Genomic DNA, 25,430 nt, shown 5'->3' with positions numbered 1-25,430 from the left:
TTTTATGAATTTTCCCGCTCATGCAATAGCCTTTTATCAGTCCATTCCCAGCTTCCTGACTGGGAGATGCCATTTGAATGTATATGATAACACACGTAATGCTGTGATGATCACAAATAATCCATAAAGCTCCACTGGCTGCTTTGCCATGCCAAGTCCGATGATCAAGCCTGCTATGACAGCCCAAACAGCGTATATTTCTGCTTTTAATACGAGCGGTTTGCGGCCAGCGAGAAGGTCACGGATAATCCCTCCTCCGCTTCCTGTCAGGACAGCGGCAACGATTATGGCGCTCAGCGGGTGTCCCATCTTAGATGCGTAAATTGCCCCCTGGATCGCAAATGCTGCCAATCCGATGGCATCGAAGAAATTCCCCCATCTTTGCCAGTGTTTAAGCAGGTTTTTGGGGAAAAGGAATACAATTGTAATCGACAGCAGGGCGAGATTAAAAAATACCCCCTGATCCCAAATGGCCGATACAGGGACACCAATCAGCAGGTTTCGGATTGCACCACCGCCAAAGGCGGTAACAATCCCCAATATATAAACTCCAAATATATCGTATTCTTCTTCCATAGCGATAATCGCACCGCTGATCGCAAATGCAATTGTTCCAATCATGCTGAGTACTTCCCAAGTCATTCTGCTCTTGCTCCTCTTGTTAAAATGATCACGAAATTACTAAAATAGGAAAATGCAAACATATTGATTTTATCATGTTTATGCCGATTTACAACCACTTTTGCTGCTCCTTGAAAAATTTTTGTTATGTTAGCTTTTTTGGTATGATGTGGTTAGCTATAAATAATGGAAAGAAGGGTGCTATTTGGAGCGGGAAAACGTACTTGAAAAAGTAATCCTTGTAGGCTGCCAAACAGCTGAGGATGACGATCTGCGATTTCAATATTCAATGGAAGAGCTTGAATCACTAACTGAAACAGCAAAGGGTACCGTCATGGTTCAGGTTGTGCAAAAAAGGCCAAGGGTCCATCCGGCAACATACATAGGAAAAGGAAAGGTTGAAGAGCTGCAGGCACTAGAGGAAGAACTTGAACCGGATCTTATTATCTTCAATGATGAATTATCGCCCAGCCAGAACCGCAATTTATCGGCCCATCTCAATGCAAGGATCATTGACAGGACACAGCTGATACTCGATATATTTGCTCAGCGTGCCCGTTCAAAAGAAGGGAAGCTGCAGGTGGAGCTTGCCCAGCTTCAATACTTGCTGCCGCGGCTTGGCGGAAAAGGAATTGAAATGTCACGGCTTGGTGCAGGAATCGGGACAAGAGGTCCAGGGGAAACAAAATTGGAGTCAGACCGCCGCCATATTCGCAGAAGGATTGATGATATAAAGTCCCAGCTTGCCGTAATTGTCCAGCATCGCGATCGTTATCGTGAGCGCCGCAAGAAAAACAAAACGTTCCAAATCGCTTTGGTAGGCTATACGAATGCAGGGAAATCCACGTTATTCAACCGGCTTGCTGAAGCAGAATCCTTCGAGGAAAACCAGTTGTTCGCCACATTGGACCCGATGACGCGCAAGGCCATACTGCCAAGCGGTTTCGCGGTCCTGATGACGGATACCGTCGGTTTTATCCAGGATCTGCCGACGACCTTGATTGCTGCATTCCGTTCGACTCTTGAAGAGGTCAGCGAAGCAGACTTGCTGCTGCATGTCGTCGATATGTCCAATCAGGATTATTTTTCACATGAGCAGACAGTCAATAAATTGCTTGAGGACCTGGAAGTCCATCAGATTCCCCAGGTTACTGTATATAATAAGCGGGATATAGTGCATCAGGATTTTGTGCCCAATGCTAAGAACGAAACTGTGTTCATCAGTGCATTTAATGAAGAAGACAGAAAAAACCTTATGCTGAAAATCGAGCAGACTGTCATAGGCATGATGGAACCGTTCCATGTTCTCGTTCCTTCAGAAGAAGGCAAGCTGCTTGCTCAGCTGAAAAACGAAACCATCCTGCGTGAACTTTCTTTCGATGAAGAAAAGCAAGTATATGTTTGTAAAGGATACTCGCTAACAGATCATCAAATCACAGGACAATTGAACAGGTTCAAAATATAGAAAAAGATTTTTTATTAGATAGGAGAACAACATGTTTACACAGCTTAAAAATGGACAGAGGCTTGAACTCCTTGTCACGGAAGTCGAGCAGCAAATTGCCGGGGTGCACAAAAAAATTGATGAGCGAATTGATTCGAACCAGTTCAGGGTGTTGCAGAGCTTCCAGCAAAACCGAGTCAGTGACTCTCATTTTATCCCAACCACGGGATACGGATATGATGATTCTGGCCGTGATACATTGGAAAAAATATATGCCGAGGTTTTTGGCGGGGAAGCCGGTTTAGTCCGCCCGCAAATCATTTCAGGTACTCATGCCATTTCCATTGCGCTTTTTGGAATACTTCGTCCAGGAGATGAACTGCTCTATATTACGGGAAAGCCGTATGACACTCTGGAAGAGATCGTCGGGATCCGCGGTACCGGTAACGGTTCTTTAAAGGAGTTTGGCATTTCTTATAATACAGTTGATTTGACGAGTACAGGAGAAATTGATTGGAAGGCAGTCGAGAAGGCAATTAAGCCAGAAACGAAAATGATTGGTATCCAGCGATCCAAGGGATACGCGACAAGGCCCTCCTTCACTGTCGCCGAGATTGGAGAAATGGTTAAGTTCGTTAAGGAAATCAAAAATGATGTCGTTGTATTCGTCGACAATTGCTATGGTGAATTCGTCGAGGAATTTGAACCATGCCATGTTGGTGCGGATTTAATGGCTGGATCCCTGATTAAGAATCCGGGCGGCGGGATTGCCAAAACTGGCGGTTATATTGTCGGTAAAGCAGAATATGTTGAGTCTTGCTCTTACAGGATGACCTCCCCTGGCATAGGAGCAGAGGCTGGCGCAAGCCTGTATTCACTGCAGGAAATGTATCAGGGTTTTTTCATGGCACCGCATATTGTCGCACAGGCACTCAAAGGCGCTGTGTTCACAGCGGCGATGCTCGACCGATTAGGGATGAATTCTTCACCTAAATGGGATGCCCAGAGAACAGACCTCATCCAGTCTGTCCAATTTGATGATAGAGAAAAAATGGTGGCGTTTTGCCAGGCAATCCAGTTTGCATCGCCAATCAACTCTCATGTAACCGCCCATCCTGCCTATATGCCAGGCTATGAGGATGATGTGATCATGGCGGCTGGTACATTCATTCAGGGAGCTAGCATTGAATTAACTGCTGATGGACCGATCAGGCCGCCTTACGTAGCCTATGTTCAGGGAGGATTAACTTATTCCCATGTGAAAATGGCTGTTTGTCTGGCAATTGATTCCTTGATTGAAAAAGGTTTATTTAATTTAAAATAGGTAAATATACAACAGGGCAGCTTGCTAAATAAGCCCTGTTCTTTTTTTATTATTTTCCATGTTAGATAATCTAACATTCGTTTGACAAGAAAGCTTACATTGAATATAATAAAACTATCTTAAAGGGAAGGAGGAGAAATCAACATGGGCGGAAGTGAAATTCGCCGGAATATGCCGCTGTTCAGCATAGGGATCGTCATGCAGCTGACTGACTTGACTGCAAGGCAAATCCGTTATTATGAAGAGCATGAATTGATTTCTCCGGCAAGAACTGAAGGCAACAAACGTCTCTTCTCCTTAAATGATATTGATAAGCTTCTTGAAATCAAAGATTTAATTGATCAGGGAGTAAACATGGCAGGCATCAAGCAAATTTATAATGTTAAACAGCAGGCAGCTTTAAATGCTGCTGAGAAAAAACAAGCTGAAAAAACCCGGCGGGAATTGTCGGATTCTGATCTTCGCAAGCTTTTGCGCAAGGAGCTGCTCCAGGCGGGACGCTTCAACAGATCCGGAAATCATGGGAACATGCCGAGATTTTTTCATTAAAACACTAGGAGGAAAAGAAGGATGGCAAAGTATACTAGAGAAGACATTGTAAGATTATCAAAAGAAGAAAACGTAAAATTCATCCGTCTGCAGTTCACGGACATTCTGGGAACAATTAAAAACGTGGAAATTCCAATCAGCCAGCTTGAAAAAGCTCTTGATAATAAAATGATGTTTGACGGATCTTCAATCGAAGGCTTCGTGCGTATCGAAGAATCAGATATGTACTTGATCCCTGACTTGGACACTTGGGTAATCTTCCCTTGGACAGCAGAAAAGGGTAAAGTAGCCCGTCTGATTTGTGATATCAAAAATTCTGATGGCACTCCATTCGCTGGTGACCCTCGCGGAAACTTAAAGCGCGTCCTGAAAGAAATGGAAGAACTGGGCTTCACGAACTTCAACCTTGGACCTGAACCAGAATTCTTCTTGTTCAAGCTTGATGCAAACGGAGAGCCTACCCTTGAACTGAATGACAACGGAGGCTACTTCGACCTAGCGCCAACTGACCTGGGCGAAAACTGCCGTCGTGATATCGTTCTGGAGCTGGAGGAAATGGGCTTTGAAATCGAAGCTTCACACCACGAGGTTGCTCCAGGGCAGCACGAAATCGACTTCAAATATGCAGACGCTTTAACAGCTTGTGACCAGATCCAGACGTTCAAGCTTGTTGTAAAAACAATTGCACGCAAACACGGCCTGCACGCTACATTCATGCCAAAGCCATTATTCGGCGTCAACGGTTCAGGAATGCACTGCAATATGTCACTATTCCGTAATGGCGAAAATTCATTCTATGATCCATCTGACTCAAAGCTTGAACTGAGCGAAACAGCTTACCAGTTCATCGCAGGAACACTAAAGCATGCTTCAGGCTTCACAGCGGTAACAAACCCGACAGTAAACTCATACAAGCGTCTGGTACCTGGATACGAGGCACCTTGCTACGTGGCTTGGTCTGCGAAAAACCGTTCACCATTAATCCGTATCCCTGCATCACGCGGCATGAGCACACGTGTTGAGGTGCGAAGCGTTGACCCGGCAGCGAATCCATACCTAGCTATGGCTGTATTGCTTAAAGCAGGCCTTGACGGCATCAAGAACAAGCTTACTCCTCCAGCATCCGTAGACCGTAACATCTACGTGATGAATAAGGAAGAGCGTGTTGAAGAAGGAATCGACGATCTGCCGCCAACATTGGCTGCAGCTCTTGATCAGCTGAAGAAAAACGAAGTAATCTGCTCTGCTCTAGGTGAGCATATCCTTGAACACTTCATTGAAGCAAAAGAAATTGAATGGGATATGTTCCGCACGCAAGTTCACCCTTGGGAACGCGAACAGTATATGAGCATGTATTAATAGAAGGAAACAGCCCCTTGATGAATCAAGGGGCTGTTTTAAGTTTGCCTTCAGCTTAACATTATTGTTTTTTTGACTTTTGAATTTCCCGGAACTGAAAAATAGTCGGAAGGATTCCGTTTAATTTGGAAATCTTCCTCAATTCAAATGGAAAAAGGGGAGTTTTTCCGCTTATATGGTTAAATCTATCCTATGCAGGCACATATGGAGGCGTTAACCGGAATTTCTTCGCCTATTTCAGCCTCTGAAATACTTTTTATAAATGGTAAGCGGAAATTCTCCGCTTATTTTGGCTGCATAAAAGCACCACTCAAAAAACTCAGGAACATCCACACCCATGAATTCTGGATTGCAGCTCAAACGGTCTTCTCGTATTTTTCAAAAGACGAGAGAAATCTGGATGCCTTGTCGACAACCTGGCCCCATGATTGTAAATCAAAGGGTTTGAAATTTTTTCACCACCGCCAATATTTTTTCCCAACTAACCTCTCCAGTTCTCCTGATCTAGACTGCAGTTTATCCAGAAACGCTGCTTCCTGCTATCCACCCTGCATTAATCCTCCTATTCTTTTATTTAACTCTTGCTGCAGATCACCATTCTCAATTCCTTCTCGAAGGCAGGTAATAGATTTTTGTAAAACTAAATATTAAAATTTTCAGAAAAATAATTGACTTTTTACTATTTACACGGTATCTTTGTGTTAAAAATATATAACACATTTATTGTGTTACGGTAATATAACGTTATATAAATAAAATTTTATGTAATACAGGGGGCGGAAACTTGATTTTACATGAAATCGAAACAAAAAGCCGCGAGTTCATTGAAGAAATGCAGCTTCAAAGACTAAAGGCCACAATCGGAAGAGTTGCCCAACGTGTACCTTTTTACCAGGAGAAGTTCAGGCAGGCCAATTTTTCTCCGGAAATGCTTAACAGTTTAGAAGATTTGGAAGCGCTTCCGTTTACCGAAAAACAGGATTTGCGAGATAACTATCCATTTGGTCTGTTCGCGGTTACAACGAGCGAGCTTGTCAGGGTCCATGCATCTTCTGGAACAAGCGGGAAGCCGACGGTGGTTGGCTATACCCAGAGTGATATTGAGATGTGGAGTGAGATCGTCGCAAGGTCTATTGCGCTTGCTGGCGGTGAGCCGGGTAAATTCCTCCATAATGCTTACGGTTACGGGCTGTTTACCGGTGGCCTTGGCCTCCATTACGGAAGCGAAAAGCTGGGTATGGCTACTGTTCCTGTTTCCGGCGGCAATACCCACCGGCAAATCATGCTGATCGAGGATTTTAAGCCAGAAGTCATCTGCGGCACGCCATCCTATATTCTGAATATCGCGGAAACCATGGAGGATATGGGAAAGGATCCGCGTGAGACTTCATTGAAGTACGGCATATTCGGGGCAGAGCCCTGGTCTGAAGAAATGAGGAAGACCCTGGAAGAAAAACTGAATATCAAGGCTTGCGATATTTACGGATTAAGCGAAGTGATCGGGCCTGGTGTTGCTAACGAGTGCCACGAAGCACAGGCTGGACTTCATGTTGCTGAAGACCATTTTTACGTAGAGGTCATTGACCCTTTAACGCTGAAGCGTGTACCTGATGGGAGTGAAGGAGAGCTGGTTTTCACGAGCCTCACTAAGGAAGCTTTTCCGATTATTCGCTATCGGACAGGAGACATCGCCTCATTGACAAGGGAAACGTGCAGCTGTGGGAGAACGACGGTCAGAATGTCTAGGGTGAAGGGCAGGATTGATGACATGATGATCATCAACGGTGTGAACGTTTTTCCATCGCAAATTGAACATTGTCTGCTGACTGTGTCTGAATTGGCCCCGCATTACCAGATCCAGATCCTTCAGAAACGGACTTTAAAGGTTTTGGAATTGCACGTTGAAATGAATGAAGATTTCTTTACTTCTATAGGGGAAGACCCTATTTCTGATTCAGTGTATTTGCTAGAACAGCAAATCCAAGCACTGCTGAAAAGCCAGTGCCTGGTTTCAATGGAGGTCCGCGTCCATCGTCCAAAGACGATTCCTCGCTCAGAGGGGAAGGCTGTGCGGATTATCGACAAGACGAGGGAAGCGATTGGAACATAATCTTAAGGAGGATACAGCATGGTAAATCCAGTTTCGTATGACCAGCTTTCAGAGGAAGCGAAATATGAGCATTTCATGCAGCGAATTGAAGCTGGCGAGAAAATCGAAGCAGATGACTGGATGCCGGATGACTACAGGATGACGCTGATCAAGCTGATTTCTATGCATGGCATCAGTGAAATTATGGGAGCTCTTCCGGAAAAAGAGTGGGTGCCAAAAGCTCCGTCATTGAGGAGAAAGCTGGGTATCATGGCGAAGGTTCAGGATGAAATGGGCCATGGCCAGCTGCTTCTGCGTGTTGCGGAGGATTTAATGAAACCGCTCGGGAAGACAAGAGAGAATATCATTAAAGATTTGCTTTCAGGTGATTTGAAATTTCATAACGTTTTTCATATGGAAGCAAAGACTTGGGGAGATGCCGGGCTGATCGGCTGGCTTGTTGACGGAGCCGCAATTATTTCACAGACCAATATGCTGGATGCTTCTTATGGACCATATGCCAGAGCGTTAAAGCGAATCTGTGCAGAGGAGGTTTTTCATGCCCAGCATGGAGAGGCCATCATCATGGCCCTGGCTGAAGGAACGGCAGAGCAAAAAGCGCTGATCCAGGATTCAATCAACCGCTGGTGGGAAGCGCTGCTTATGTTCTTCGGACCGGCAGATGCATCTACAACAGGAACATCCAAGCAAGATACGACCATTAAATACAAGATCAGGACTAAAACCAATGAACAGCTCCGCCAGGATTTCTTCACCAAGTATATTCCTCGCGTCCTGTCGCTTGGCTTGAAGCTCCCGGATGAAACAATGCATTTCGACCAGGAAAGCGGCATGTGGCAATACCAGCAGCCAGACTGGAGCAAATTCAAACAAATCATCAAGAATAACGGGCCAAAATCAAAAGAACGCCTGAGGCTAAGAGAATTATCATACAGCAACAACAAATGGGTCATCGACGCACTAAGCCAATAACGCATTAACGCAACGGGGGTCTGACCCCCAGCGGAGCAACGCGTTAAAGCGCCGGGGGTCTGACCCCCGGCGCGGTGATTTGGAAAAGTCCCGGAAGGAAAGGGGAGATATGGATGTCTGGGAAGGGTTTTTACCAGGAGTTTGAGGTGTTCAGCAAGCGGACGGATACTTCGCCTTTGCAGTACCAGTTTTCGCTGCTGGCTCCGAACCATGAGCTTGCTCTTGTGATGGCACAGGAGAATTTCATGAGGCGGGAGCCGGTTGCGGATATTTGGGTGGTCAAACGTGATGATGTCCGGAAGATGACGCTTGAGGAGCGCCAGACGCTGCAAAGACTGGACAATAAGGATTACCGTAATACAAAAGGCTATGGTTATTTGAAAAAGAAATGGCGCCATTATGAGCAGGGGATGCTTGATGAACAGGAAATCATGTCGTGGGGAGGGAAGCAGGAAAAATGAGATTTACTTTAGAAGAAGCAACGAAAAACGAATCCTATCGCAGCTCAGCAATTAACCTGCTTTTTCAGCTTGCTGATGATGATTTCATCCTTGCTTACCGTGGCTCCGAGTGGCTGGGCCTCGCTCCGCATATTGAAGAGGATGTCGCCTTCTCCTCAATCAGCCAGGATACAATGGGCCATGCGGCGATGTTCTATCAGCTCCTACATGACTTAGGTGCAGGAGATCCTGACATGCTCGCACACACCAGGCCGGCAGCTGAACGAAGAAATGCTGTCCTGCTTGAAAAAGTGAATGGACCAGGCACATATTTGCATGAACCTCATTATGACTGGGCCTTTGCCGTAGTCAGGAACTATTTCTATGCCCAGGCAAAAAAGGTCAAAATCGAGTCGCTAAAAAACTCATCCTATCAGCCTTTAGCAGAAGCGGCGGTGAAGGTGAATATGGAGCTTTACTACCACCTGCTTCACTGGAAAACATGGTTCAGCCAGCTGATCAGCGCTGGCGGTGAGGCTAGGGTCAAAATGGAAAAAGCAATGGAAATTGTTTTCGCGGATCTCGATGGCTTGTTCTCGCTTGGGGACAAGGCAGACGGCATAACCAAGCACAACCTGATTGATTCCGAGGAAGCTTTGAGAACACAGTGGATCAATATGACTAAGCCTGTCTTTGAATCACTCAATCTCAGCATGCCTGAGAAGTTTGGCATGAAAAGCGGAAATGGCAGGAATGGAGAACATACAGCAGACCTTCAAAATGCACTGGATACTTTGAGTGAAGTCTATCAATCCGATCCGGCAGCAACCTGGTGATGCAAGATGCTGAAAAATAAAATCCTGGCTGCCCTCCAAACTGTCAAGGACCCTGAAATCGATAGCGTCTCGATCATTGAATTGGGGATGCTTGAGGAACTGGAATTTACACCGGAAAAGGTAATCATCAAATTATTGCCGACCTTTATGGGCTGTCCTGCCTTGGATATCATTAAAAGCAATGTCGTCAAAGCTGTGGAGCAGATTCCTGAGGTCAAAACGGCAGACGTCCAGTTCATTTTTCATCCGCCATGGACCTCGGACCGGGTGTCAGACATAGGGCGTGAGCGCTTAAAAGAATTCGGCATCGCCCCGCCGCCACGGCAAATTGCCGAAACAGGAGAATGGCAGGCAGATTGCCCGTATTGCGGCTCCACTTATACGACAATGGAAAATCTATTCGGGCCAACAGCCTGCCGGAGCATTTTATACTGCAAAAGCTGCAAAAATCCATTTGAAGCAATGAAACCAGTTTCTACTTTGATGTGAAATGCTTATGTCTCACATCAAAAGATTAATAGCTTCTAGAATCTCAGCATATATTCAATTTGGAAGAATACTAGGTACACCAAACCAAACCAAAGGGAGAGATTTTTAATGGTTAAACTAATCGCAATCTACAAGCATCCTCAGGATAAAGAGGCTTTTGACAAGCACTATTTCGAAACTCATGCACCATTGACTGCGAAGATTCCCGGACTGCGCAAAATGGAAGTGACACGAATTGTTGGCAGTCCTATGGGCGGAGAAGGCAAATACTATTTAATGTGTGAAATGTACTATGACGATCATGAAGCGTTAAAAGCAGGAATGAAATCAGCTGAAGGCAAGGCCTCCGGAAAGGATGTCATGAGTTTTGCTGGGGATCTGGTCACGATGATGATCGGTGAAGAAGTGAATGAATAGAAACTATGAAATGATCGAAACATCGGTCGTGGGCGAAATTGGACTCATTCAACTCAACCGGCCTAAGGTGCTCAATGCCTTGAACAGGCAGATGGTTTCTGAAGTCCTCTCTGAGATGGAGTCGTATGATAATAATCCGCAGGTGAAAGTCATTGTTCTGGCTGGAAAAGGGCGAGCGTTCGCGGCGGGAGCGGATATCGATGAAATGATGGATGCCGACGCGATCAGCATGGAAACGCTGAACCAATTCACAGATTGGGATCGTCTGGCATGGATAAAGAAGCCTGTCATCGGTGCAGTCCATGGCTTCGCCCTCGGGGGAGCATTCGAGCTGGCACTTTGCTGTGACATGCTGTTCGCAGCTGAAAATGCGGAGTTCGGCTTTCCGGAGGTAAACCTTGGCGTCATGCCAGGTGCAGGCGGAACCCAAAGACTGACGAAGCTCGTCGGAAAAACGAAAGCGATGGAATGGATCCTAAGCGGCAAGCGAATACCAGCGAAGGAAGCTCTGCAATATGGCATCATCAATGCGACTTATGCTGAAGAGATGCTCATGGAAGAAACGCTTAAATTTGCAGGCAGTATTGCAAAACAAGCTCCTATTGCAGTGAGGCTGATTAAGGAATCCATCCTGAAAGCAGTCGATTACCCTCTATATGAAGGAATGCAATATGAACGCAAGAATTTTTATATGCTGTTTGCAACCGAGGACCAGAAGGAAGGCATGAGGGCTTTTAAGGAAAAAAGAAAGCCGGAGTTTAAAGGGAAATAAGGGGGGTACATAGCTGTGTTTGAAACCGTTTTGTACGAAGTGCGGAATCAGGTAGCCTACATCACCTTGAACCGCCCTGATAAATTGAATGCCTTCACTGAACAATTAAATAAAGAAATTCAATCTGCCATTAAAAATGCCTCACGGGATAATAACGTGAGGGCAATCGTAATAACTGGAGCCGGCCGCGCTTTTTGCTCTGGTGAAGATCTCTCAGGTGTTTCCGAAGACATGGATCACGGTGAAGTCCTTCGCAAACGCTATAATCCGATGCTGTTGGAACTGGATCGCTGTGAGAAGCCTGTCATCGCTGCGGTGAACGGCGTTGCTGCGGGAGCAGGAATGAGCCTGGCACTGGCATGTGACTTCCGCTTAGCTTCTGAAAAAGCTAGTTTTGTAGAAGCTTTCATTCATGTTGGCCTGGTTCCGGATGCTGGCAACCTATATTACTTGCCAAGGCTGATTGGTCATGCAAAGGCAATGGAGCTGGCCGTCTTTGGGGAGAAGCTCCCTGCGAACAAAGCTAAGGATTTTGGCCTTGTAACAGAGGTCATTTCACTGGAAGAGTGGAATGAAGGGGTATCTGCTTTTGCCGAGAGGCTGGCGAATATGCCGACAAAGGCAATAGGATTGATCAAACGGAATTTAAAAGCAAGCTGGCACACCGATTTTGAAGGATTTTTGGAAAGAGACGCCCAAAGCCAGCGGATTGCGGGACTGACCGCTGATCATAAGGAAGGCGTCCAGGCATTTCTTGAAAAAAGAAAACCAGTATTCAAGGGCGAATAATTGAACCTAACAGAAGGAGATGGTACTCGTGACAACAGTTAAAGAACAAAAATTCGAAGCAATGGCAGTAAAACGCGAGGCGTATCAGCTGATTATCAACGGAGTTCGCCAGGACAGCATAAATGGCGAAACGTATACAGTATTTAACCCGGCAACAGGCGAAGAAATCGCTGCAGTTGCCAAGGCTTCCAAAGAAGATGCAGAACTGGCCGTACAGGCTGCACGAAATGCATTCGATTTCGGAAAATGGCGCCATTTCCCTGTCAACAAGCGTTCGCGCACTTTGAACAAAATTGCCTCCATCATGAGAGCTCGTTTCAATGAGCTGGTGGAATTGGAGATTATGGATACAGGGAAGTCGCTTGCTGCCGCTCAGGGACAGGTCATGCAGGCAATTGAAGATTTTGAGTTTTACGCTGGAGCGATCGTCAGCCACCGCGGTGCTGTCAACAGCATGCCAGGCGCTTTCCAGAACATCACTGAAAAAGAGCCAGTAGGTGTATGTGCGCAAATCATTCCTTGGAATTATCCGCTGATGATGGCAGCATGGAAAATTGCACCGGCAATCGCTGTAGGCTGCTCAGTAATTGTGAAGCCTGCATCTCTGACTCCATTGACAGCCATCGTTCTTGGTGAAATCTGCATTGAAGCTGGGGTGCCAGAAGGTGTCGTAAATATCATCCCAGGATCAGGTTCCGAAATAGGAAACTATCTTGTAGAGCATGACAAAGTAGATAAAGTCGCCTTCACAGGATCTACGCCAATCGGAAAGGATATCATGGCAAGAGCCTCCCAGACTCTTAAACGTGTAACGCTGGAGCTGGGCGGTAAATCTCCAAGCATTATTTTTGAAGACGCTGACATTGATGCTGCTGTCGATGGTTCCCTGTTCGGAATCTTCTATAATACTGGGCAATCATGCGAGGCCCGTTCAAGACTGTATGTCCATGAGAATATTTATGATGAATTCATCGAAAAATTCGTTGCGAAAACGAAGCAGCTTAAGCTTGGAAATCCATTTGAAAAAGAAACTCATGTTGGCGCGGTCATCAGCCAGGACCAGCTTAATGTCATTGATGGCTATGTAAAATCTGCTGTAGAAGATGGAGCAGAGGTGTTAACAGGGGGTAAAGCTGCAAATCTGGAAGGCTATGAAAATGGCTACTGGTATGAGCCAACGATTATTGCTGAAACAAATCACAGCATGAAGGCCGTAAGAGAGGAAATCTTCGGGCCGGTTGTCGTGGTCATGAAGTTCAAGGATGAAAAGGAAGCAGTTAAGCTTGCCAACGATAGTGAATATGGACTTGGTTCGGCAATCTGGACGAAGGATTATGGCCGGGCGACAAGGGTTTCGAAGCAAATTCAGGCTGGGATCGTCATGATCAACTGCCCATTCTCTGCTTTTCCTGGAACTCCATTTGGCGGCTATAAGCAATCAGGATTCGGCCGCGAGCTCAGCATTGAAACATTAGATCTATATACAGAAACAAAGAGTATCGTCTCTTATTATGGCAGCCGCCCGCTGAACCCGTTTAATCTGTAAAAAAAACGAGGCGAGCACTCCTGAACGCGGGTGCTCGCCTTTCATATTTGAAAAAGGAGGACATATATAATGAAGAAACTCGTCGTAATTGGATCCGGTGTTATGGGCCGTGGTATTGCGTATGTTAGCTGCCTTGGCGGATTCGAGACTGTTTTGATCGACATAGATGAGAAGCAGCTTCGAAACGCTGAACGGGAAATTAATTCGATTTTTGATAAGGGAATTGCACGAGGTAAAATCACTGCAGATGATATGGAAACAGCCAAAGAAAGACTGCGATACTCCAATTTTCTTGCCGAAAATGTGAAGGATGCAGATCTGGTCATTGAAGCTGTACCTGAAAAATTGGATATCAAAAAGACGATTTTTGAAGTGATTGACCAGCACGCTCCTGCCAATTGTCTTTTTGCTTCAAACACCTCGACGATGAGTCCGACGGAAATCGCTTCTTTTACAAAGCGACCGGAGAAGGTCATTGCTATGCACTTCTTTAACCCGGTGCATAAAATGCCGCTTGTGGAAATCGTACGCGGACTGGAAACGAGCGATGAAACAGCAGAGGCAATCCAGCATGCTGCCATCCAGATGGGCAAGGAAACAGTGATTGTCAACGAGTTTCCTGGGTTTGTAACAAGCCGGATCAGTGCACTCGTTGGAAATGAAGCCTTCTATATGCTCCAGGAGGGAGTCGGCACGGCAGAGGAAATTGACAAGGCTATCAAGCTCGGACTGAATTACCCGATGGGACCATTTGAACTTGGGGATCTTGTAGGGCTGGATACTAGGCTGAATAACTTAAAATACCTGCACGAAAAGCTCGGTGAAAAATATCGCCCGGCACCGCTGCTGGAGCAATATGTGAAAGCAGGCCGCCTTGGCAGGAAAACCGGCCGTGGAGTCTACGATTACAGGACTCCTGCAGAAACTACAATGAAGTAAAGGGGGATCGTTATGAAAGAAGTTGTCATCGTCGATGCAGTCAGGACTCCAATCGGAAGATACAATGGCAGCCTGCGCCATATCCGTCCTGACGACTTAGGTGCCATCGTCATCAGAGCTTTGATGGAGAGAAATCCGTCAGTACCTGCAGGCCAAATTGAAGAAGTCGTGCTCGGCAACGCCAACCAGGCCGGAGAGGATAACCGGAATGTTGCGCGGATGTCTGCATTGCTCGCGGGACTGCCAGTAGAGGCAGCGGGTACAACCATCAATCGCTTATGCGGCTCTGGTCTTGATGCCGTCAACTATGCCGCAAGAGCAATTATTGCAGGAGAAGGGGATATTTTCATCGCTGGCGGAACAGAAAGCATGACGAGAGCTCCTTTCGTTATGGCGAAGCCTACAGCAGAATTCCCGCGCGGCAATATGGAAATGTTCGATACTACGATTGGCTGGAGATTTGTTAATGAGAAGCTGAAAGAAAAGTATGGTACGGACAGTATGCCTGAGACAGCGGAGAATGTAGCGAAGAAATACGGAATCACGCGGGAAGCACAGGATGAGTTTGCAGCCGAGAGCCAATCCAGAGCGCAAAAGGCGATTGAGTCTGGCCGTTTTGAAAACGAAATCGTTCCTGTCGTATATGAAGACAAAAAAGGAAACAAGACGGTCATTGACCGTGACGAGCACCCTAGACCTGGTACCACGGCTGAAAAACTTGCCAAGCTGAAGCCTTTGTTCAAGGACGGTACTGTCACTGCGGGGAATGCGTCAGGAGTGAATGACGGCGCCTCCGCCTTGCTGCTGATGAGCCGGGAAAAAGCGGAAGAGCTAGGAGTTAAGCCGCTTGCGAAGTATATTGTATCGGCAACTGCTGGCCTTGAGCCATCGATTATGGGAATGGGACCTGTCTATGCCGTTCAAAAGGCGTTGAAGAGGGCTGATCTAAAAGTTGGGGATATGGATTTGATTGAATTGAACGAAGCCTTTGCCGCTCAATCTCTCGGCTGTATCTATGAGCTCGGCCTCGACCAGTCAAAAGTCAATGTCAATGGCGGAGCGATCGCCTTCGGTCACCCTCTTGGCGCAAGTGGCGCGAGGATTTTAACGACTTTGCTCTATGAAATGAGGAGGCAGGAATCGAGGTACGGACTTGCAACGATGTGTGTGGGTGTCGGACAGGGAATCGCTACAATCATTGAGAGTATAGGAGAGAAGCAATGAAACACATTAAATTTCAAAAGGAAGAGCATGTCGCTTATATAACGATTGACCGCCAGGAGTCATTGAATTGCTTTAACTATGAAACATTGGTGGAGCTTGGAAATACGGTTGAAAGCCTGCATACTGATCCGGATGTACGTGTGGTCATTTTTACAGGAGCCGGGGATAAAGCGTTCAGTGCAGGTGCTGACTTGAAAGAAAGGAAAGGTCTTACCGAGACAGAGGTCCGCCGCAACGTAAAAAAAATCAGGGATGTATTCAGTGCGGTTGCTGAATTGCCCCAGCCCACAATCGCTGCTGTAAATGGATTCGCATTTGGCGGCGGCTTTGAATTAATGCTGGCTTGTGATTTTAAAATCGCTGCTGAAGGAGCTTTGATGGGCCTGACAGAAGTCAGCTGGGGAATCATTCCCGGTGCAGGAGGAACACAGCGTCTTTCAAGACTGATTGGTGAGATGAAGGCTAAGGAATTGATTTTTACAGCAAGGAAAATAACAGCTGAAAAGGCATTGGAGCTTGGTATCTTAACATCTGTGGAACTACAGGAGAATGTTATGGCAGCAAGCAAGGAACTGGCACGGGAAATCCTTCAGAATGCACCGATTGCAGTAAGGCAGGCGAAGTATGCCATCCAGCATGGCAGCAGCACTGACCTGCAAACAGGGCTGGTGATTGAATCAAAGGCTTATGAAGTAACGATCCCAACTAAAGACCGGGTCGAGGCACTGAATGCTTTCAGTGAAAAGCGCAAACCTGTATTTACAGCTCAATAAGCAAAATCCATAGGGATAATTTCCTATGGTTTTTTACTATTCAGGCAATTTGTTTTTGCAAAATAATGATAATACTGTAAAATATTCTATAACGGATTTATTCCGTACACATCAATTATGGATAAGGATGACAGCAGCTTGAACACAAGATCAATGATATTTACTCTCTATGGTGACTATATATCGCATTATGGCAGCAAGATTTGGATTGGCAGCCTGATTAAGCTGCTAAATGAATTTGGACACAATGACCAATCAGTGCGGGCCGCTATCTCCCGGATGAATAAACAAGGGTGGGTCCAGGCTGAGAAAATTGGCAATAAGAGTTATTATTCACTTACTCCAAGAGGTCAAAAGAGGATCGAAGAAGCAGGAAAACGTATCTTTAAGCTAAAGCCTGAAGAATGGGATGGCAAGTGGAGGATCCTCATGTACACTATCCCGGAGGAAATCCGGAATGTACGGGATGAACTGAGGAAAGAATTAATCTGGAGCGGATTTGGGTCAATGTCCAACAGTTTCTGGATTTCGGCTAACAATCTTGAAAGACAGGTGCACGACTTAATCGACAAATACGATATCAAGCAGTATGTAGACTTTTTTGTAGCAGAATACAATGGTCCTCATGAGAATCAAAGATTGGTAGAAAAAAGCTGGAACCTCCAGGAGATAAATGATAAATACCAGGATTTCATCAGTGAATACAGCCAGAAATATATCATCGATAAAAATAAAATCCAAAAAGGCAGCATGACTGATGCAGAATGTTTCGTAGAGCGGACAAAGCTGGTACATGAATACAGGAAGTTCCTGTTTTTTGACCCAGGACTGCCAGAGGAGCTGCTTCCGGAAAAATGGCTTGGCAGTCATGCGGCTGCCCTGTTCAGCGAGTATTACAAAGAACTGGCAGAACCAGCCTCGCGTTTCTTCGAATCTGTCTTCAAGGAAGGCAATGAAATCAAGCATAAAGACATAGACTATGATGTAATGGACCACCCATATATTTTGGAATAACCTTTCGCCATCCTTGATTTATGGGATGGCTTTATTAGTAAGTGAGGGATCAATGATGAAAATTCGTCAAAGAGGATTTTTAATTGGCAAACTGGAAACTGGGAGGAATAACTGCATTACCGATGTGGCCGGAGTCAAAGTGGGGCACGTCACTCTTGATTACCCGCTGGATCCCGAGGGAAATGAGTATGCGTGTACCGGAGTGACAGCGATCCTGCCGCACAGCGGGAACTTATTCAATGAAAAGGTCATAGCTGCCAGCTATGTGTTGAATGGCTTTGGCAAAACAACTGGACTTGTGCAGGTGAATGAACTTGGAACCATCGAGGCTCCGATTATGCTGACTAATACATTTGCTGTTCCTGCTGTCACTCAGGGCACGCTGGAATACATGCTTGGAGATAATGAAGATATTGGTGAATCAACAGGGACGATCAATATTATTACAGCTGAGTGCAATGATAGTTTGCTAAACTCGATACGATTTTTCCCGATAAAGCCTGGCCACGCAATCGAAGCAATCGAAAAGGCATCTTCAAGCCCTACAGAAGAAGGGGCTGTCGGAGCAGGTAAGGGGATGGTATGCTTTGGCCATAAAGGCGGGATTGGGACTTCTTCACGGGTAGTAAAAGGTGATGGAGCCTATACTGTTGGCTGCCTCGTACTGAGCAACTTTGGCAAGAAAGAAGAGTTTCTTGCAGCTAAATATGGAATAGCAGCAATTCAAACCGGTTTGTCTGAGACAGCTGACGGCTCGGTCATCATCGTCCTCGCCACAGATGCACCTTTAACCGAACGCCAGCTCTTGCGTATGGCCAAAAGATGCGGTATCGGATTAGGCCGCACTGGCAGCCATTTCAGTCACGGAAGCGGCGATATTGTAATAGCCTTTTCAACCGCGAATAAGACAATGCATGATTCAAATGAGTCAGTACAATCAATTGTGCAAATTCGGGACAGCCATCCTGTGATGAATGAACTTTTTATGGCTTCCGCAGAAGCGGCTGAAGAAGCCGTCCTCAACTCGCTGTCACAGGCAGTATCGACAGGGGGCAGAAAGGGAAGAGTAGTTGAGGCATATCCGTTTTAATGGAATATCAGATAAAGAATATGTTAAGTTAAAAAAAACTGGAAGGGGCGTTTATCCATGCGAGACAAAGAAACGTTAAAACAAGAAATTCTGGAGGCATTCAATTTTAGACATGCAACGAAGGAATTCGATCCTGAAAAAAAGATTCCTGAGGAAGATTTCCGCTTTATTTTGGAGACGGGCCAATTATCACCAAGCTCTTTTGGTTTTGAACCATGGCGCTTCCTTGTTGTCCAGAGTGATGAGCTGCGTGAGAAAATAAAAAATACAGCCTGGGGCGCATACAGCAAGCTGCCTGAAGCCAGCCATTTCGTTGTGATCCTGGCAAGGACTAAACTGGATACAAAATATGACTCCCAATATCTGCAGGACCATTTTAGAAATGTAAAAAAGATGCCTGAAGAATTTCTGTCTAAATACCTGCAGCGAATTGAAGAATTCCAAAAATCGGATTTTGATTTGCTTGAAGGTGAGCGGCCGCTTTTCGATTGGGCATGCAGGCAGACGTATATCGTCCTGGCCAATATGATGACTGCAGCAGCACAGATCGGCATTGATTCCTGCCCAATAGAGGGCTTTAATTTTGAAAATATGAACAAACTTCTTGCGGATGAAGGACTGTTGGAGAATGGCCGCTTCGGAATATCTGTTATGTGCGCATTCGGTTACCGAATGAAAGAGCCTAATCCAAAAACAAGAAGGCCTTTAGACGATATTGTAAAATGGGTTTAACAGAAGAGTGGAATTTTCCACTCTTCTTTAATAGATATATATGAACGTGAATAGTAATTAATAAATAGAGGGAGGGCTGTGGATGAGATTATCATTAACACTGCTGGTCTTATTGATGTTTTTAGCGGGCTGTTCAAAAAACCAGATTGAAATGAACAGTGTAAATGATAATCCAACTGCGAAGGAAATACTTTCCCTTAATCATGATGCAGATATATTTATTAGTGATGAGTACGTATTTTCAAATGCAGAAGATCTTGATTGGGTACGGAAGCATGATTATGTACTTGGAGAACAAATTGGCGAAATACAAAAACAGACTGCTGACTATCGCAGGTTTAAAGAATGGACGGCCAGCAAACTCCCTGTTGGAACAAAGATATTCGAAACCAATGCACCATTCTATATTGCTGTCGTGAACGGGCAGGAAATCCCTTATATAAAATTGGTGGAAGGCTGAATATTTCGCACTTCATGATAGAACTATAAGAGCCAGGCCGCAGCCTGGCTCTTTTCTTATTTAAAGTCCTTTAAAGTCTTAAGGTATTCCTGTCCTTTTTGAACATATGTATCAATCGAAAGCTGGATCAGTTCCAGATCCTTTTCTCCGATTTCCCTTACCACTTTGCCAGGAGCTCCAACAACGAGAGAACGCGGCGGAATCTTCTTTCCTGCAGGAATGAGTGTATTGGCGCCGATAATGCATTCCTCGCCGATTTCAGCTCCATCAAGAATAGTTGCTCCCATGCCGATGATGCATCTTTTCCGTATTGTGCAGCCGTGGAGAATGGCGTTATGGCCTACTGTTACCTCATCTTCAATCACCAGAGGGGAGCCTTCAAACAAATGGCAGGTAACATTATCCTGAATGCTGCAGCTTTCTCCAATCGTAATGGTATCTTCGTCTCCGCGCAAAACTGCGTTGAACCATACACTTGAATTCTTCCCTATTTTTACATCCCCGATTAGATAACTTCCAGGTGCCAGAAATACAGAATCATCAACTGATGGAGTTTTATCCAAATATGGTATTAACATAGATTCAACCTCTTTTCTTAATTGTCTTAATTTTAAAATTAGTATAACATTATTATAACGAAGGGGGAATTTTTGTGAATGGAATATCTTCTGTTCTCGGCGTTAAATATCCAATCATCCAGGGGGGCATGGGAAATATCAGTAATGCAGTGCTGACAGCTGCCGTATCAGAAGCGGGCGGCCTTGGCACAATCGGTGCTGGGACAATGACAGTTGATGAAGTTGAAAAAATCATTGAAGAAACAAAAGCGCGTACTGCAAAACCATTTTCAGTGAATGTGGCATTGAGCGTTTCGCCAAATGCTGTCGGAGTGTTGAGTCTAGCTGTAAAACATCATGTTCCTGTGGTCACGCTGTCAGCAGGGAATCCTGCTCCATTTATCCCTAAGCTCCATGAGGCAGGCATAAAGGTCATTGCAGTCGTTGCATCGGTGAAACAGGCGAAGAAGGCAGAGGCAGCTGGTGCTGATGTTTTAGTAGCGGAAGGATACGAAGCTGCAGGCATAAATTCCAACTTGGAAACGACTACGCTCGCCCTTATTCCTCAAATTGTGGCACAGGTTAATATTCCAGTCGCTGCCGCAGGAGGAATAGGGGATGGCAAGGGGCTTGCTGCAATGCTGGCGCTTGGCGCATCCGGCGTACAAATGGGTACCAGATTTATCGCGACAAAGGAAGCTCCATTCCATGAAACGTATAAGCAAAAATTATTGCAGGCGACTGACCATGAAACTGTGATCATTGGGAGGACGGTCGGAAGAATACGAAGAGTTTTGAATACACCTTATACAGAAAAGCTTCTGGAAGCAGAAAAGCAGGGGATAACTGCACAAGAATTTGCTGAGCTGACTTCAGAGGAATTACATAAAAAAGGGGCATTGGATGGGAATATTGAGCAAGGCTTTATTAATGGCGGCCAGGTATCCGGGCTGATCGCTGATATACCATCAGTACAAGAATTGCTTGATCGAATGATGAAAGAAGCCAAAGAACAATTGGAAAAATCACTGAAACTGATATAAAATTACATGCTTCCGTCTGGGAGCATTTTTTATTTAAATTTGCCTTGTTTAAGAGGAATGGTAATTTAGAGGCGAAAACAGTCATAAAAGCCACAGCAGATGCTTTTCCTTTGGGCAGGAAAACTGTAAAGAAGTTCAGAAAAATTAATTAAAAATATATTATTTTAAAAAACCTATTGATAGTTTCCCAAATTGATGGTTTAATTAGTAATTAAAAATCTCAACATACTAAATTTTCGGAATATTATTGACACTAAAATAGGCTGGTGTTAATATAACGTTATATTTACGGTGTCTATAGTGGATATCATACGTTATGGAATCGCTTTCAAAAATGTTATTGGGATTTGATGTTAAATCAACAAAGGTGCGTTCCGGCTGCCCGCAAATGATCAACCTACATAGCAAGTATGCCGGTTTATAAAAATATTCAAGGGGGATTTTTATGAAAAAATCAGTAAAGGCAATTTCTCTAGTGCTTGCCAGCGCATTGTTCCTCGCTGGCTGTGGAGGAAATGATGCATCGAATGGTTCTTCAGACAAAAAGCAGTACAAGATTGGGCTGACACAGTTCGCAGAACACCCTTCACTTGATGCTGCAACAGAAGGCTTCAAAAAAGCTCTTGAAGATAAAGGCTTCAAAGAAGGCGACAACGTAAAGTATGATTTCCAGAACGCACAGGCAGACATGAACAACACAGCATCAATCGCAAATAACTTTGTGGGTGACAAGGTCGACCTGATTTTTGCAAACGCAACGCCGAGCGCTGTAGCAGCTCTAAACGCAACAAAGGATATTCCGATCATATTTACCTCAGTTACGGACCCAGTTGGCTCAGGCCTTGTTGAAGCCTTTGACAAGCCAGGGGACAATATTACAGGAACTACAGACAACCATCCAGATGCAACAAAAAAGACAATCGACTTTATGACGAAGGAAATCGGCGCTAAGAAAATTGGTGTCATCTTCAACGCAGGTGAGCAAAATTCCGAAGTGCAGGTAAAAGAAGTTAAGAAGCTTGCTGAAGCAAATGGAGCGAAGGTGGTAGAAGCCTCGATCTCAACTTCTGCAGAGGTTAAGCAGGCAGCTGAGTCGCTTGTTGGCCGGGTTGATGCAATTTATGTTCCAACTGACAACACAGTCGTTTCTGCACTTGAATCTGTCATTTCTGTAGCAAACAGCAAGAAGATTCCTTTATTCGTAGGTGAGCTCGATTCCATGAAGCGTGGAGCAGTCGCTGCGAGCGGATTTAATTACTATGATATCGGATACCAGTCAGGTTTGATGGCAGCTGAAATTTTATCCGGTAAGAAGAAAGCTTCAGAAATCCCTGTGGAACTTCCTGATTCTTTAACACTGACGATCAATAAAAAAGCCGCTGAAGAACAAGGTGTCGAAGTGAAGGAAGAATGGGGAAAGGACGCTGAATTCTACGAAGAATAAGAGAAAGGATGATTCATCTTGTTTACTGCTATATTTGGAGCGTTTGAGTCAGGTATCATTTATGCGATCATGGCTCTAGGCGTATACTTATCCTTTCGGGTACTAGATTTTCCGGATTTAACGGTTGACGGCAGCTTTGTTACAGGAGCTGCTGTCGCCGCAATCATGATCGTAAATGGTGCCAATCCCTTTACCGCAACCATCATGGCTCTTATTGCCGGATTCGTTGCCGGGTGTTTGACGGGTATTATCCATACAGTCGGAAAAGTAAATGCACTGCTATCCGGAATCCTGATGATGATTGCCTTGTACTCTATCAATCTAAGGATTATGGGGAAATCGAATGTCCCATTGTTGAACACAGATACTGCCATGACGACGGTAAGGGACCTTTTTGAAAAGACGGGTATTGATGCGTTTTTCAATGGAATTCTTTCCGCTGTGGGGCTTGGTGACAGCCTGCCAAGAACATGGGGAATCCTGCTTTTCATGGTTGTGGTCACATTTGCGCTCAAATTCATTACCGATGCTTTCCTGAAAACGGAAATTGGGCTGGCAATCCGTGCGACAGGAGACAATAAAAGAATGATTCGCAGTTTCTCCTCCAACACTAACCTAATGATCATTCTTGGTCTTGGTCTATCGAATGCGATGGTTGCCTTCTCTGGTGCGCTAATTGCACAGCAGGGCGGTTTCGCTGATGTCGGAATGGGAATTGGAATGATTGTCATAGGTCTTGCTTCTGTCATTATCGGCGAAGCACTATTCGGAACCAAAACTATTGCGAGAACGACTCTCGCAGTGATAGGCGGTTCGATCATTTACCGAATCGTGGTCACGCTAGCATTGAGGGTCGAATTCCTTGAACCTGGGGACATGAAGCTGATTACAGCGGTAATTGTCATCCTGGCATTGACCGCGCCGAAAATGATTGACAGCTATAAAGATAAAAAACGGAAGGTTAAGAGACAGCATTCGGTTGTTCCGATCGTAAGTGTTCCTTCTGACAGAAAGGGTGAGGCTGGTGCTGCACTTAAATCAGATTCATAGAATCTTCAATGAGGGCACTCCAGATGAAAAAATTGCCCTTGATAATATTAATCTTACACTTAAAAAAGGCGATTTCGTCACAGTTATCGGCAGTAATGGAGCAGGGAAATCCACCTTGATGAACATTATTTCAGGTGTTATGCTGCCTGATCACGGCCAGGTTTCACTCGATGGAAAAGATGTAACATATATGTCTGAGTACAACCGTTCAAAGATGATTGGGCGAGTATTCCAGGATCCGATGGCAGGTACAGCCCCAAGCATGACAATAGAGGAGAACCTGGCCATCGCCTATTCAAGAAATAAGCGAAGGACACTGGGGATGGGCGTAACCAAAAAAAGGCGTGAATTGTTTAAAGAAGTGCTGGAATCCCTGCACCTTGGCCTGGAGAACAGGCTTAACGCCAAGGTTGGGCTCCTTTCAGGCGGTGAACGCCAGGCGCTGTCACTGCTGATGGCAACATTCACCGAGCCTTCCATTCTGCTGCTTGATGAGCATACAGCCGCTCTCGATCCGTCAAGAGCAGAGCTGATTACCAATCTGACGAAGGAAATTGTCGACAAATATCATCTAACAACCCTAATGGTCACACATAATATGCAGCAGGCTCTCGACCTTGGGAACAGGCTGATCATGATGGACAAGGGCCAGATCATTTTTGAAGTAAATGAAGAAGAGAAGGCAAAGCTGACAATCGAAGATCTGCTGAATGAATTCCAGCGTATCCGCGGAACAAAAATGGCAAATGACCGAGCATTGCTCAGTTAAAAAACAACCAGCCCAGCTGGTTGTTTTTTTGCTTTCAGGAACATTCGCATTCTACCGAAATTAGCAGCATTAAGTTGTTTACATTTGAAAAAGAAACATTATATCACAATCATTTTTGGGAAAATACCAAAATTTCTTACAATTTATTGACCGTTTATTTAACGAAATGTTATGATAACGTTAAATAAACGTTATACATATTTACAACTTGGAAAGGTGGGATATGATGCATGATGGTTTAAAAGCTGGGCATTCGGCCTCCATCAATATCATAGTGACATCCGATATGTTTGCCCGCTTTGAAGGTCAGCTTGTCCATCCAGTATACTCGACAGTAACGATGGTGTATCACATGGAATGGGTTTCGCGGCAAATCATACTTCCATATTTAGAGGGTCATGAGGAGGGGATGGGCGGAGCCGTAACGGTTAAGCATATTGCCCCTTGTACTGAAGGAGCTGCTGTCACGGTCACAGCGACTGTAACGGACCTTCAGGCAAATATCGTGATTACCAATGTGAGGGCAGAAAGCAGGGGACGTCTCATTGGGATAGGGGAAGTGAAGCAGGTCATCCTGCCAAAAACGAAAATCTCTGAACTACTAATAGGAAGCTAAAAATTTTTACACAAAAATGAAAGCGCTAACATGGTTTAACGGAATAAAGGG

27 protein-coding genes are annotated in these 25,430 nt (G+C 45.1%); 25 read left to right on the top strand and 2 right to left on the bottom strand.

The window, feature by feature from the left end:
* Nucleotides 1–36: 36 nt before the first annotated feature.
* Entirely contained in the window at nucleotides 37–642 is a 606-nt protein-coding gene (locus AC3EBE_RS00255; protein ID WP_488593032.1) for a trimeric intracellular cation channel family protein, read from the bottom strand.
* Nucleotides 643–826: 184 nt separating this feature from the next.
* Here AC3EBE_RS00255 and hflX point away from each other — a divergent pair, with 184 nt between their 5' ends.
* The 20 genes from hflX to AC3EBE_RS00155 all read left to right on the top strand — a co-directional run bounded on the left by hflX (nucleotide 827) and on the right by AC3EBE_RS00155 (nucleotide 19,900).
* Nucleotides 827–2,086, top strand: coding sequence for a GTPase HflX (gene hflX / locus AC3EBE_RS00250; protein WP_488593031.1), 1,260 nt, complete (start codon nucleotides 827–829; stop codon nucleotides 2,084–2,086).
* Nucleotides 2,087–2,117: 31 nt separating this feature from the next.
* Nucleotides 2,118–3,389 carry a methionine gamma-lyase family protein gene (locus AC3EBE_RS00245; protein WP_488593030.1) on the top strand — a complete coding sequence of 424 codons (1,272 nt, stop codon included), beginning with the start codon at nucleotides 2,118–2,120 and terminating at the stop codon, nucleotides 3,387–3,389.
* Between the two features lie 144 nt (nucleotides 3,390–3,533).
* Nucleotides 3,534–3,938 (top strand): MerR family transcriptional regulator, encoded by a 405-nt coding sequence (locus AC3EBE_RS00240; RefSeq protein ID WP_488593029.1) that lies wholly within the window; start codon nucleotides 3,534–3,536, stop codon nucleotides 3,936–3,938.
* 21 nt (nucleotides 3,939–3,959) lie between these two features.
* The gene (gene glnA / locus AC3EBE_RS00235) at nucleotides 3,960–5,297 is read left to right on the top strand and encodes a type I glutamate--ammonia ligase (protein ID WP_488593028.1); all 1,338 of its coding nucleotides are present in this window, start codon (nucleotides 3,960–3,962) and stop codon (nucleotides 5,295–5,297) included.
* 784 nt (nucleotides 5,298–6,081) lie between these two features.
* A complete protein-coding gene (locus AC3EBE_RS00230) occupies nucleotides 6,082–7,407 on the top strand; it encodes a phenylacetate--CoA ligase family protein (RefSeq protein WP_488593027.1) in 1,326 nt (441 codons plus the stop codon).
* Between the two features lie 18 nt (nucleotides 7,408–7,425).
* Complete coding sequence (gene paaA / locus AC3EBE_RS00225; protein WP_488593026.1) at nucleotides 7,426–8,379, top strand: 1,2-phenylacetyl-CoA epoxidase subunit PaaA; 954 nt, start codon at nucleotides 7,426–7,428, stop codon at nucleotides 8,377–8,379.
* 113 nt (nucleotides 8,380–8,492) lie between these two features.
* On the top strand, nucleotides 8,493–8,840 hold the full coding sequence (paaB, locus tag AC3EBE_RS00220) for a 1,2-phenylacetyl-CoA epoxidase subunit PaaB (protein ID WP_335377479.1): 348 nt from the start codon (nucleotides 8,493–8,495) through the stop codon (nucleotides 8,838–8,840).
* A complete protein-coding gene (paaC, locus tag AC3EBE_RS00215; protein WP_488593025.1) occupies nucleotides 8,837–9,655 on the top strand; it encodes a 1,2-phenylacetyl-CoA epoxidase subunit PaaC in 819 nt (272 codons plus the stop codon). Before paaB ends, paaC begins: the two co-directional genes overlap by 4 nt.
* 6 nt (nucleotides 9,656–9,661) lie before the next feature.
* Nucleotides 9,662–10,144, top strand: a complete 483-nt coding sequence (gene paaD, locus AC3EBE_RS00210; protein WP_488593024.1) for a 1,2-phenylacetyl-CoA epoxidase subunit PaaD — start codon at nucleotides 9,662–9,664, stop codon at nucleotides 10,142–10,144.
* A 108-nt stretch (nucleotides 10,145–10,252) separates the two neighbouring features.
* Nucleotides 10,253–10,561, top strand: a complete 309-nt coding sequence (locus tag AC3EBE_RS00205; protein ID WP_041966625.1) for an EthD family reductase — start codon at nucleotides 10,253–10,255, stop codon at nucleotides 10,559–10,561.
* A complete protein-coding gene (locus AC3EBE_RS00200) occupies nucleotides 10,554–11,333 on the top strand; it encodes an enoyl-CoA hydratase-related protein (protein ID WP_488593023.1) in 780 nt (259 codons plus the stop codon). Before AC3EBE_RS00205 ends, AC3EBE_RS00200 begins: the two co-directional genes overlap by 8 nt.
* A 15-nt stretch (nucleotides 11,334–11,348) precedes the next feature.
* Entirely contained in the window at nucleotides 11,349–12,122 is a 774-nt protein-coding gene (locus tag AC3EBE_RS00195) for an enoyl-CoA hydratase-related protein (protein WP_488593022.1), read from the top strand.
* A 28-nt stretch (nucleotides 12,123–12,150) separates the two neighbouring features.
* Nucleotides 12,151–13,668 carry an aldehyde dehydrogenase family protein gene (locus AC3EBE_RS00190; protein WP_488593021.1) on the top strand — a complete coding sequence of 506 codons (1,518 nt, stop codon included), beginning with the start codon at nucleotides 12,151–12,153 and terminating at the stop codon, nucleotides 13,666–13,668.
* Between the two features lie 69 nt (nucleotides 13,669–13,737).
* Nucleotides 13,738–14,607, top strand: coding sequence for a 3-hydroxyacyl-CoA dehydrogenase (locus AC3EBE_RS00185; protein WP_488593020.1), 870 nt, complete (start codon nucleotides 13,738–13,740; stop codon nucleotides 14,605–14,607).
* Nucleotides 14,608–14,619: 12 nt separating this feature from the next.
* On the top strand, nucleotides 14,620–15,831 hold the full coding sequence (locus tag AC3EBE_RS00180) for a thiolase family protein (RefSeq protein ID WP_488593019.1): 1,212 nt from the start codon (nucleotides 14,620–14,622) through the stop codon (nucleotides 15,829–15,831).
* Nucleotides 15,828–16,604, top strand: coding sequence for an enoyl-CoA hydratase-related protein (locus AC3EBE_RS00175; protein WP_488593018.1), 777 nt, complete (start codon nucleotides 15,828–15,830; stop codon nucleotides 16,602–16,604). The genes AC3EBE_RS00180 and AC3EBE_RS00175 overlap by 4 nt, the downstream gene beginning before the upstream one ends.
* A gap of 138 nt (nucleotides 16,605–16,742) precedes the next feature.
* Nucleotides 16,743–17,618 carry a phenylacetic acid degradation operon negative regulatory protein PaaX gene (gene paaX, locus AC3EBE_RS00170; protein WP_488593017.1) on the top strand — a complete coding sequence of 292 codons (876 nt, stop codon included), beginning with the start codon at nucleotides 16,743–16,745 and terminating at the stop codon, nucleotides 17,616–17,618.
* Nucleotides 17,619–17,673: 55 nt separating this feature from the next.
* A complete protein-coding gene (locus AC3EBE_RS00165; protein WP_488593169.1) occupies nucleotides 17,674–18,708 on the top strand; it encodes a DmpA family aminopeptidase in 1,035 nt (344 codons plus the stop codon).
* A 57-nt stretch (nucleotides 18,709–18,765) separates the two neighbouring features.
* Complete coding sequence (locus tag AC3EBE_RS00160; protein WP_488593016.1) at nucleotides 18,766–19,440, top strand: NAD(P)H-dependent oxidoreductase; 675 nt, start codon at nucleotides 18,766–18,768, stop codon at nucleotides 19,438–19,440.
* Between the two features lie 82 nt (nucleotides 19,441–19,522).
* Nucleotides 19,523–19,900, top strand: coding sequence for a hypothetical protein (locus tag AC3EBE_RS00155; RefSeq protein WP_488593015.1), 378 nt, complete (start codon nucleotides 19,523–19,525; stop codon nucleotides 19,898–19,900).
* Nucleotides 19,901–19,956: 56 nt separating this feature from the next.
* Here the strand turns inward: AC3EBE_RS00155 and AC3EBE_RS00150 are convergent, their stop codons facing one another.
* The gene (locus AC3EBE_RS00150; RefSeq protein WP_488593014.1) at nucleotides 19,957–20,478 is read right to left on the bottom strand and encodes a gamma carbonic anhydrase family protein; all 522 of its coding nucleotides are present in this window, start codon (nucleotides 20,476–20,478) and stop codon (nucleotides 19,957–19,959) included.
* A gap of 74 nt (nucleotides 20,479–20,552) precedes the next feature.
* On the opposite strand from AC3EBE_RS00150, the gene AC3EBE_RS00145 reads away from it, so the two are divergent.
* The 5 genes from AC3EBE_RS00145 to AC3EBE_RS00125 all read left to right on the top strand — a co-directional run bounded on the left by AC3EBE_RS00145 (nucleotide 20,553) and on the right by AC3EBE_RS00125 (nucleotide 25,379).
* Nucleotides 20,553–21,500: an NAD(P)H-dependent flavin oxidoreductase gene (locus AC3EBE_RS00145; RefSeq protein WP_488593013.1), complete on the top strand. Its 948-nt coding sequence runs from the start codon at nucleotides 20,553–20,555 to the stop codon at nucleotides 21,498–21,500.
* A gap of 445 nt (nucleotides 21,501–21,945) precedes the next feature.
* Nucleotides 21,946–22,944 (top strand): ABC transporter substrate-binding protein, encoded by a 999-nt coding sequence (locus AC3EBE_RS00140; RefSeq protein ID WP_488593012.1) that lies wholly within the window; start codon nucleotides 21,946–21,948, stop codon nucleotides 22,942–22,944.
* A gap of 18 nt (nucleotides 22,945–22,962) precedes the next feature.
* Nucleotides 22,963–23,994 carry an ABC transporter permease gene (locus AC3EBE_RS00135; RefSeq protein WP_488593011.1) on the top strand — a complete coding sequence of 344 codons (1,032 nt, stop codon included), beginning with the start codon at nucleotides 22,963–22,965 and terminating at the stop codon, nucleotides 23,992–23,994.
* Nucleotides 23,969–24,763 carry an ABC transporter ATP-binding protein gene (locus AC3EBE_RS00130; protein ID WP_488593010.1) on the top strand — a complete coding sequence of 265 codons (795 nt, stop codon included), beginning with the start codon at nucleotides 23,969–23,971 and terminating at the stop codon, nucleotides 24,761–24,763. The genes AC3EBE_RS00135 and AC3EBE_RS00130 overlap by 26 nt, the downstream gene beginning before the upstream one ends.
* A 226-nt stretch (nucleotides 24,764–24,989) precedes the next feature.
* Entirely contained in the window at nucleotides 24,990–25,379 is a 390-nt protein-coding gene (locus tag AC3EBE_RS00125) for a thioesterase family protein (RefSeq protein WP_488593168.1), read from the top strand.
* Nucleotides 25,380–25,430 lie beyond the last annotated feature (51 nt).

The organism is Mesobacillus sp. (genome assembly GCF_057785455.1).
The sequence above is the reverse complement of the archived record's forward strand: the minus strand, read 5'-3'. Positions and strand labels throughout refer to the sequence as shown.

Coding starts and splice junctions, on each gene's coding strand:
- AC3EBE_RS00255 (WP_488593032.1), bottom strand. CDS start 642: ATGACTTGGGAAGTACTCAGCATGATTGGAACAATTGCATTTGCGATC.
- AC3EBE_RS00245 (WP_488593030.1), top strand. CDS start 2,118: ATGTTTACACAGCTTAAAAATGGACAGAGGCTTGAACTCCTTGTCACG.
- AC3EBE_RS00240 (WP_488593029.1), top strand. CDS start 3,534: ATGGGCGGAAGTGAAATTCGCCGGAATATGCCGCTGTTCAGCATAGGG.
- glnA (WP_488593028.1), top strand. CDS start 3,960: ATGGCAAAGTATACTAGAGAAGACATTGTAAGATTATCAAAAGAAGAA.
- paaA (WP_488593026.1), top strand. CDS start 7,426: ATGGTAAATCCAGTTTCGTATGACCAGCTTTCAGAGGAAGCGAAATAT.
- paaB (WP_335377479.1), top strand. CDS start 8,493: ATGTCTGGGAAGGGTTTTTACCAGGAGTTTGAGGTGTTCAGCAAGCGG.
- paaC (WP_488593025.1), top strand. CDS start 8,837: ATGAGATTTACTTTAGAAGAAGCAACGAAAAACGAATCCTATCGCAGC.
- paaD (WP_488593024.1), top strand. CDS start 9,662: ATGCTGAAAAATAAAATCCTGGCTGCCCTCCAAACTGTCAAGGACCCT.
- AC3EBE_RS00205 (WP_041966625.1), top strand. CDS start 10,253: ATGGTTAAACTAATCGCAATCTACAAGCATCCTCAGGATAAAGAGGCT.
- AC3EBE_RS00200 (WP_488593023.1), top strand. CDS start 10,554: ATGAATAGAAACTATGAAATGATCGAAACATCGGTCGTGGGCGAAATT.
- AC3EBE_RS00185 (WP_488593020.1), top strand. CDS start 13,738: ATGAAGAAACTCGTCGTAATTGGATCCGGTGTTATGGGCCGTGGTATT.
- AC3EBE_RS00180 (WP_488593019.1), top strand. CDS start 14,620: ATGAAAGAAGTTGTCATCGTCGATGCAGTCAGGACTCCAATCGGAAGA.
- AC3EBE_RS00175 (WP_488593018.1), top strand. CDS start 15,828: ATGAAACACATTAAATTTCAAAAGGAAGAGCATGTCGCTTATATAACG.
- AC3EBE_RS00165 (WP_488593169.1), top strand. CDS start 17,674: ATGAAAATTCGTCAAAGAGGATTTTTAATTGGCAAACTGGAAACTGGG.
- AC3EBE_RS00160 (WP_488593016.1), top strand. CDS start 18,766: ATGCGAGACAAAGAAACGTTAAAACAAGAAATTCTGGAGGCATTCAAT.
- AC3EBE_RS00155 (WP_488593015.1), top strand. CDS start 19,523: ATGAGATTATCATTAACACTGCTGGTCTTATTGATGTTTTTAGCGGGC.
- AC3EBE_RS00150 (WP_488593014.1), bottom strand. CDS start 20,478: ATGTTAATACCATATTTGGATAAAACTCCATCAGTTGATGATTCTGTA.
- AC3EBE_RS00140 (WP_488593012.1), top strand. CDS start 21,946: ATGAAAAAATCAGTAAAGGCAATTTCTCTAGTGCTTGCCAGCGCATTG.
- AC3EBE_RS00125 (WP_488593168.1), top strand. CDS start 24,990: ATGCATGATGGTTTAAAAGCTGGGCATTCGGCCTCCATCAATATCATA.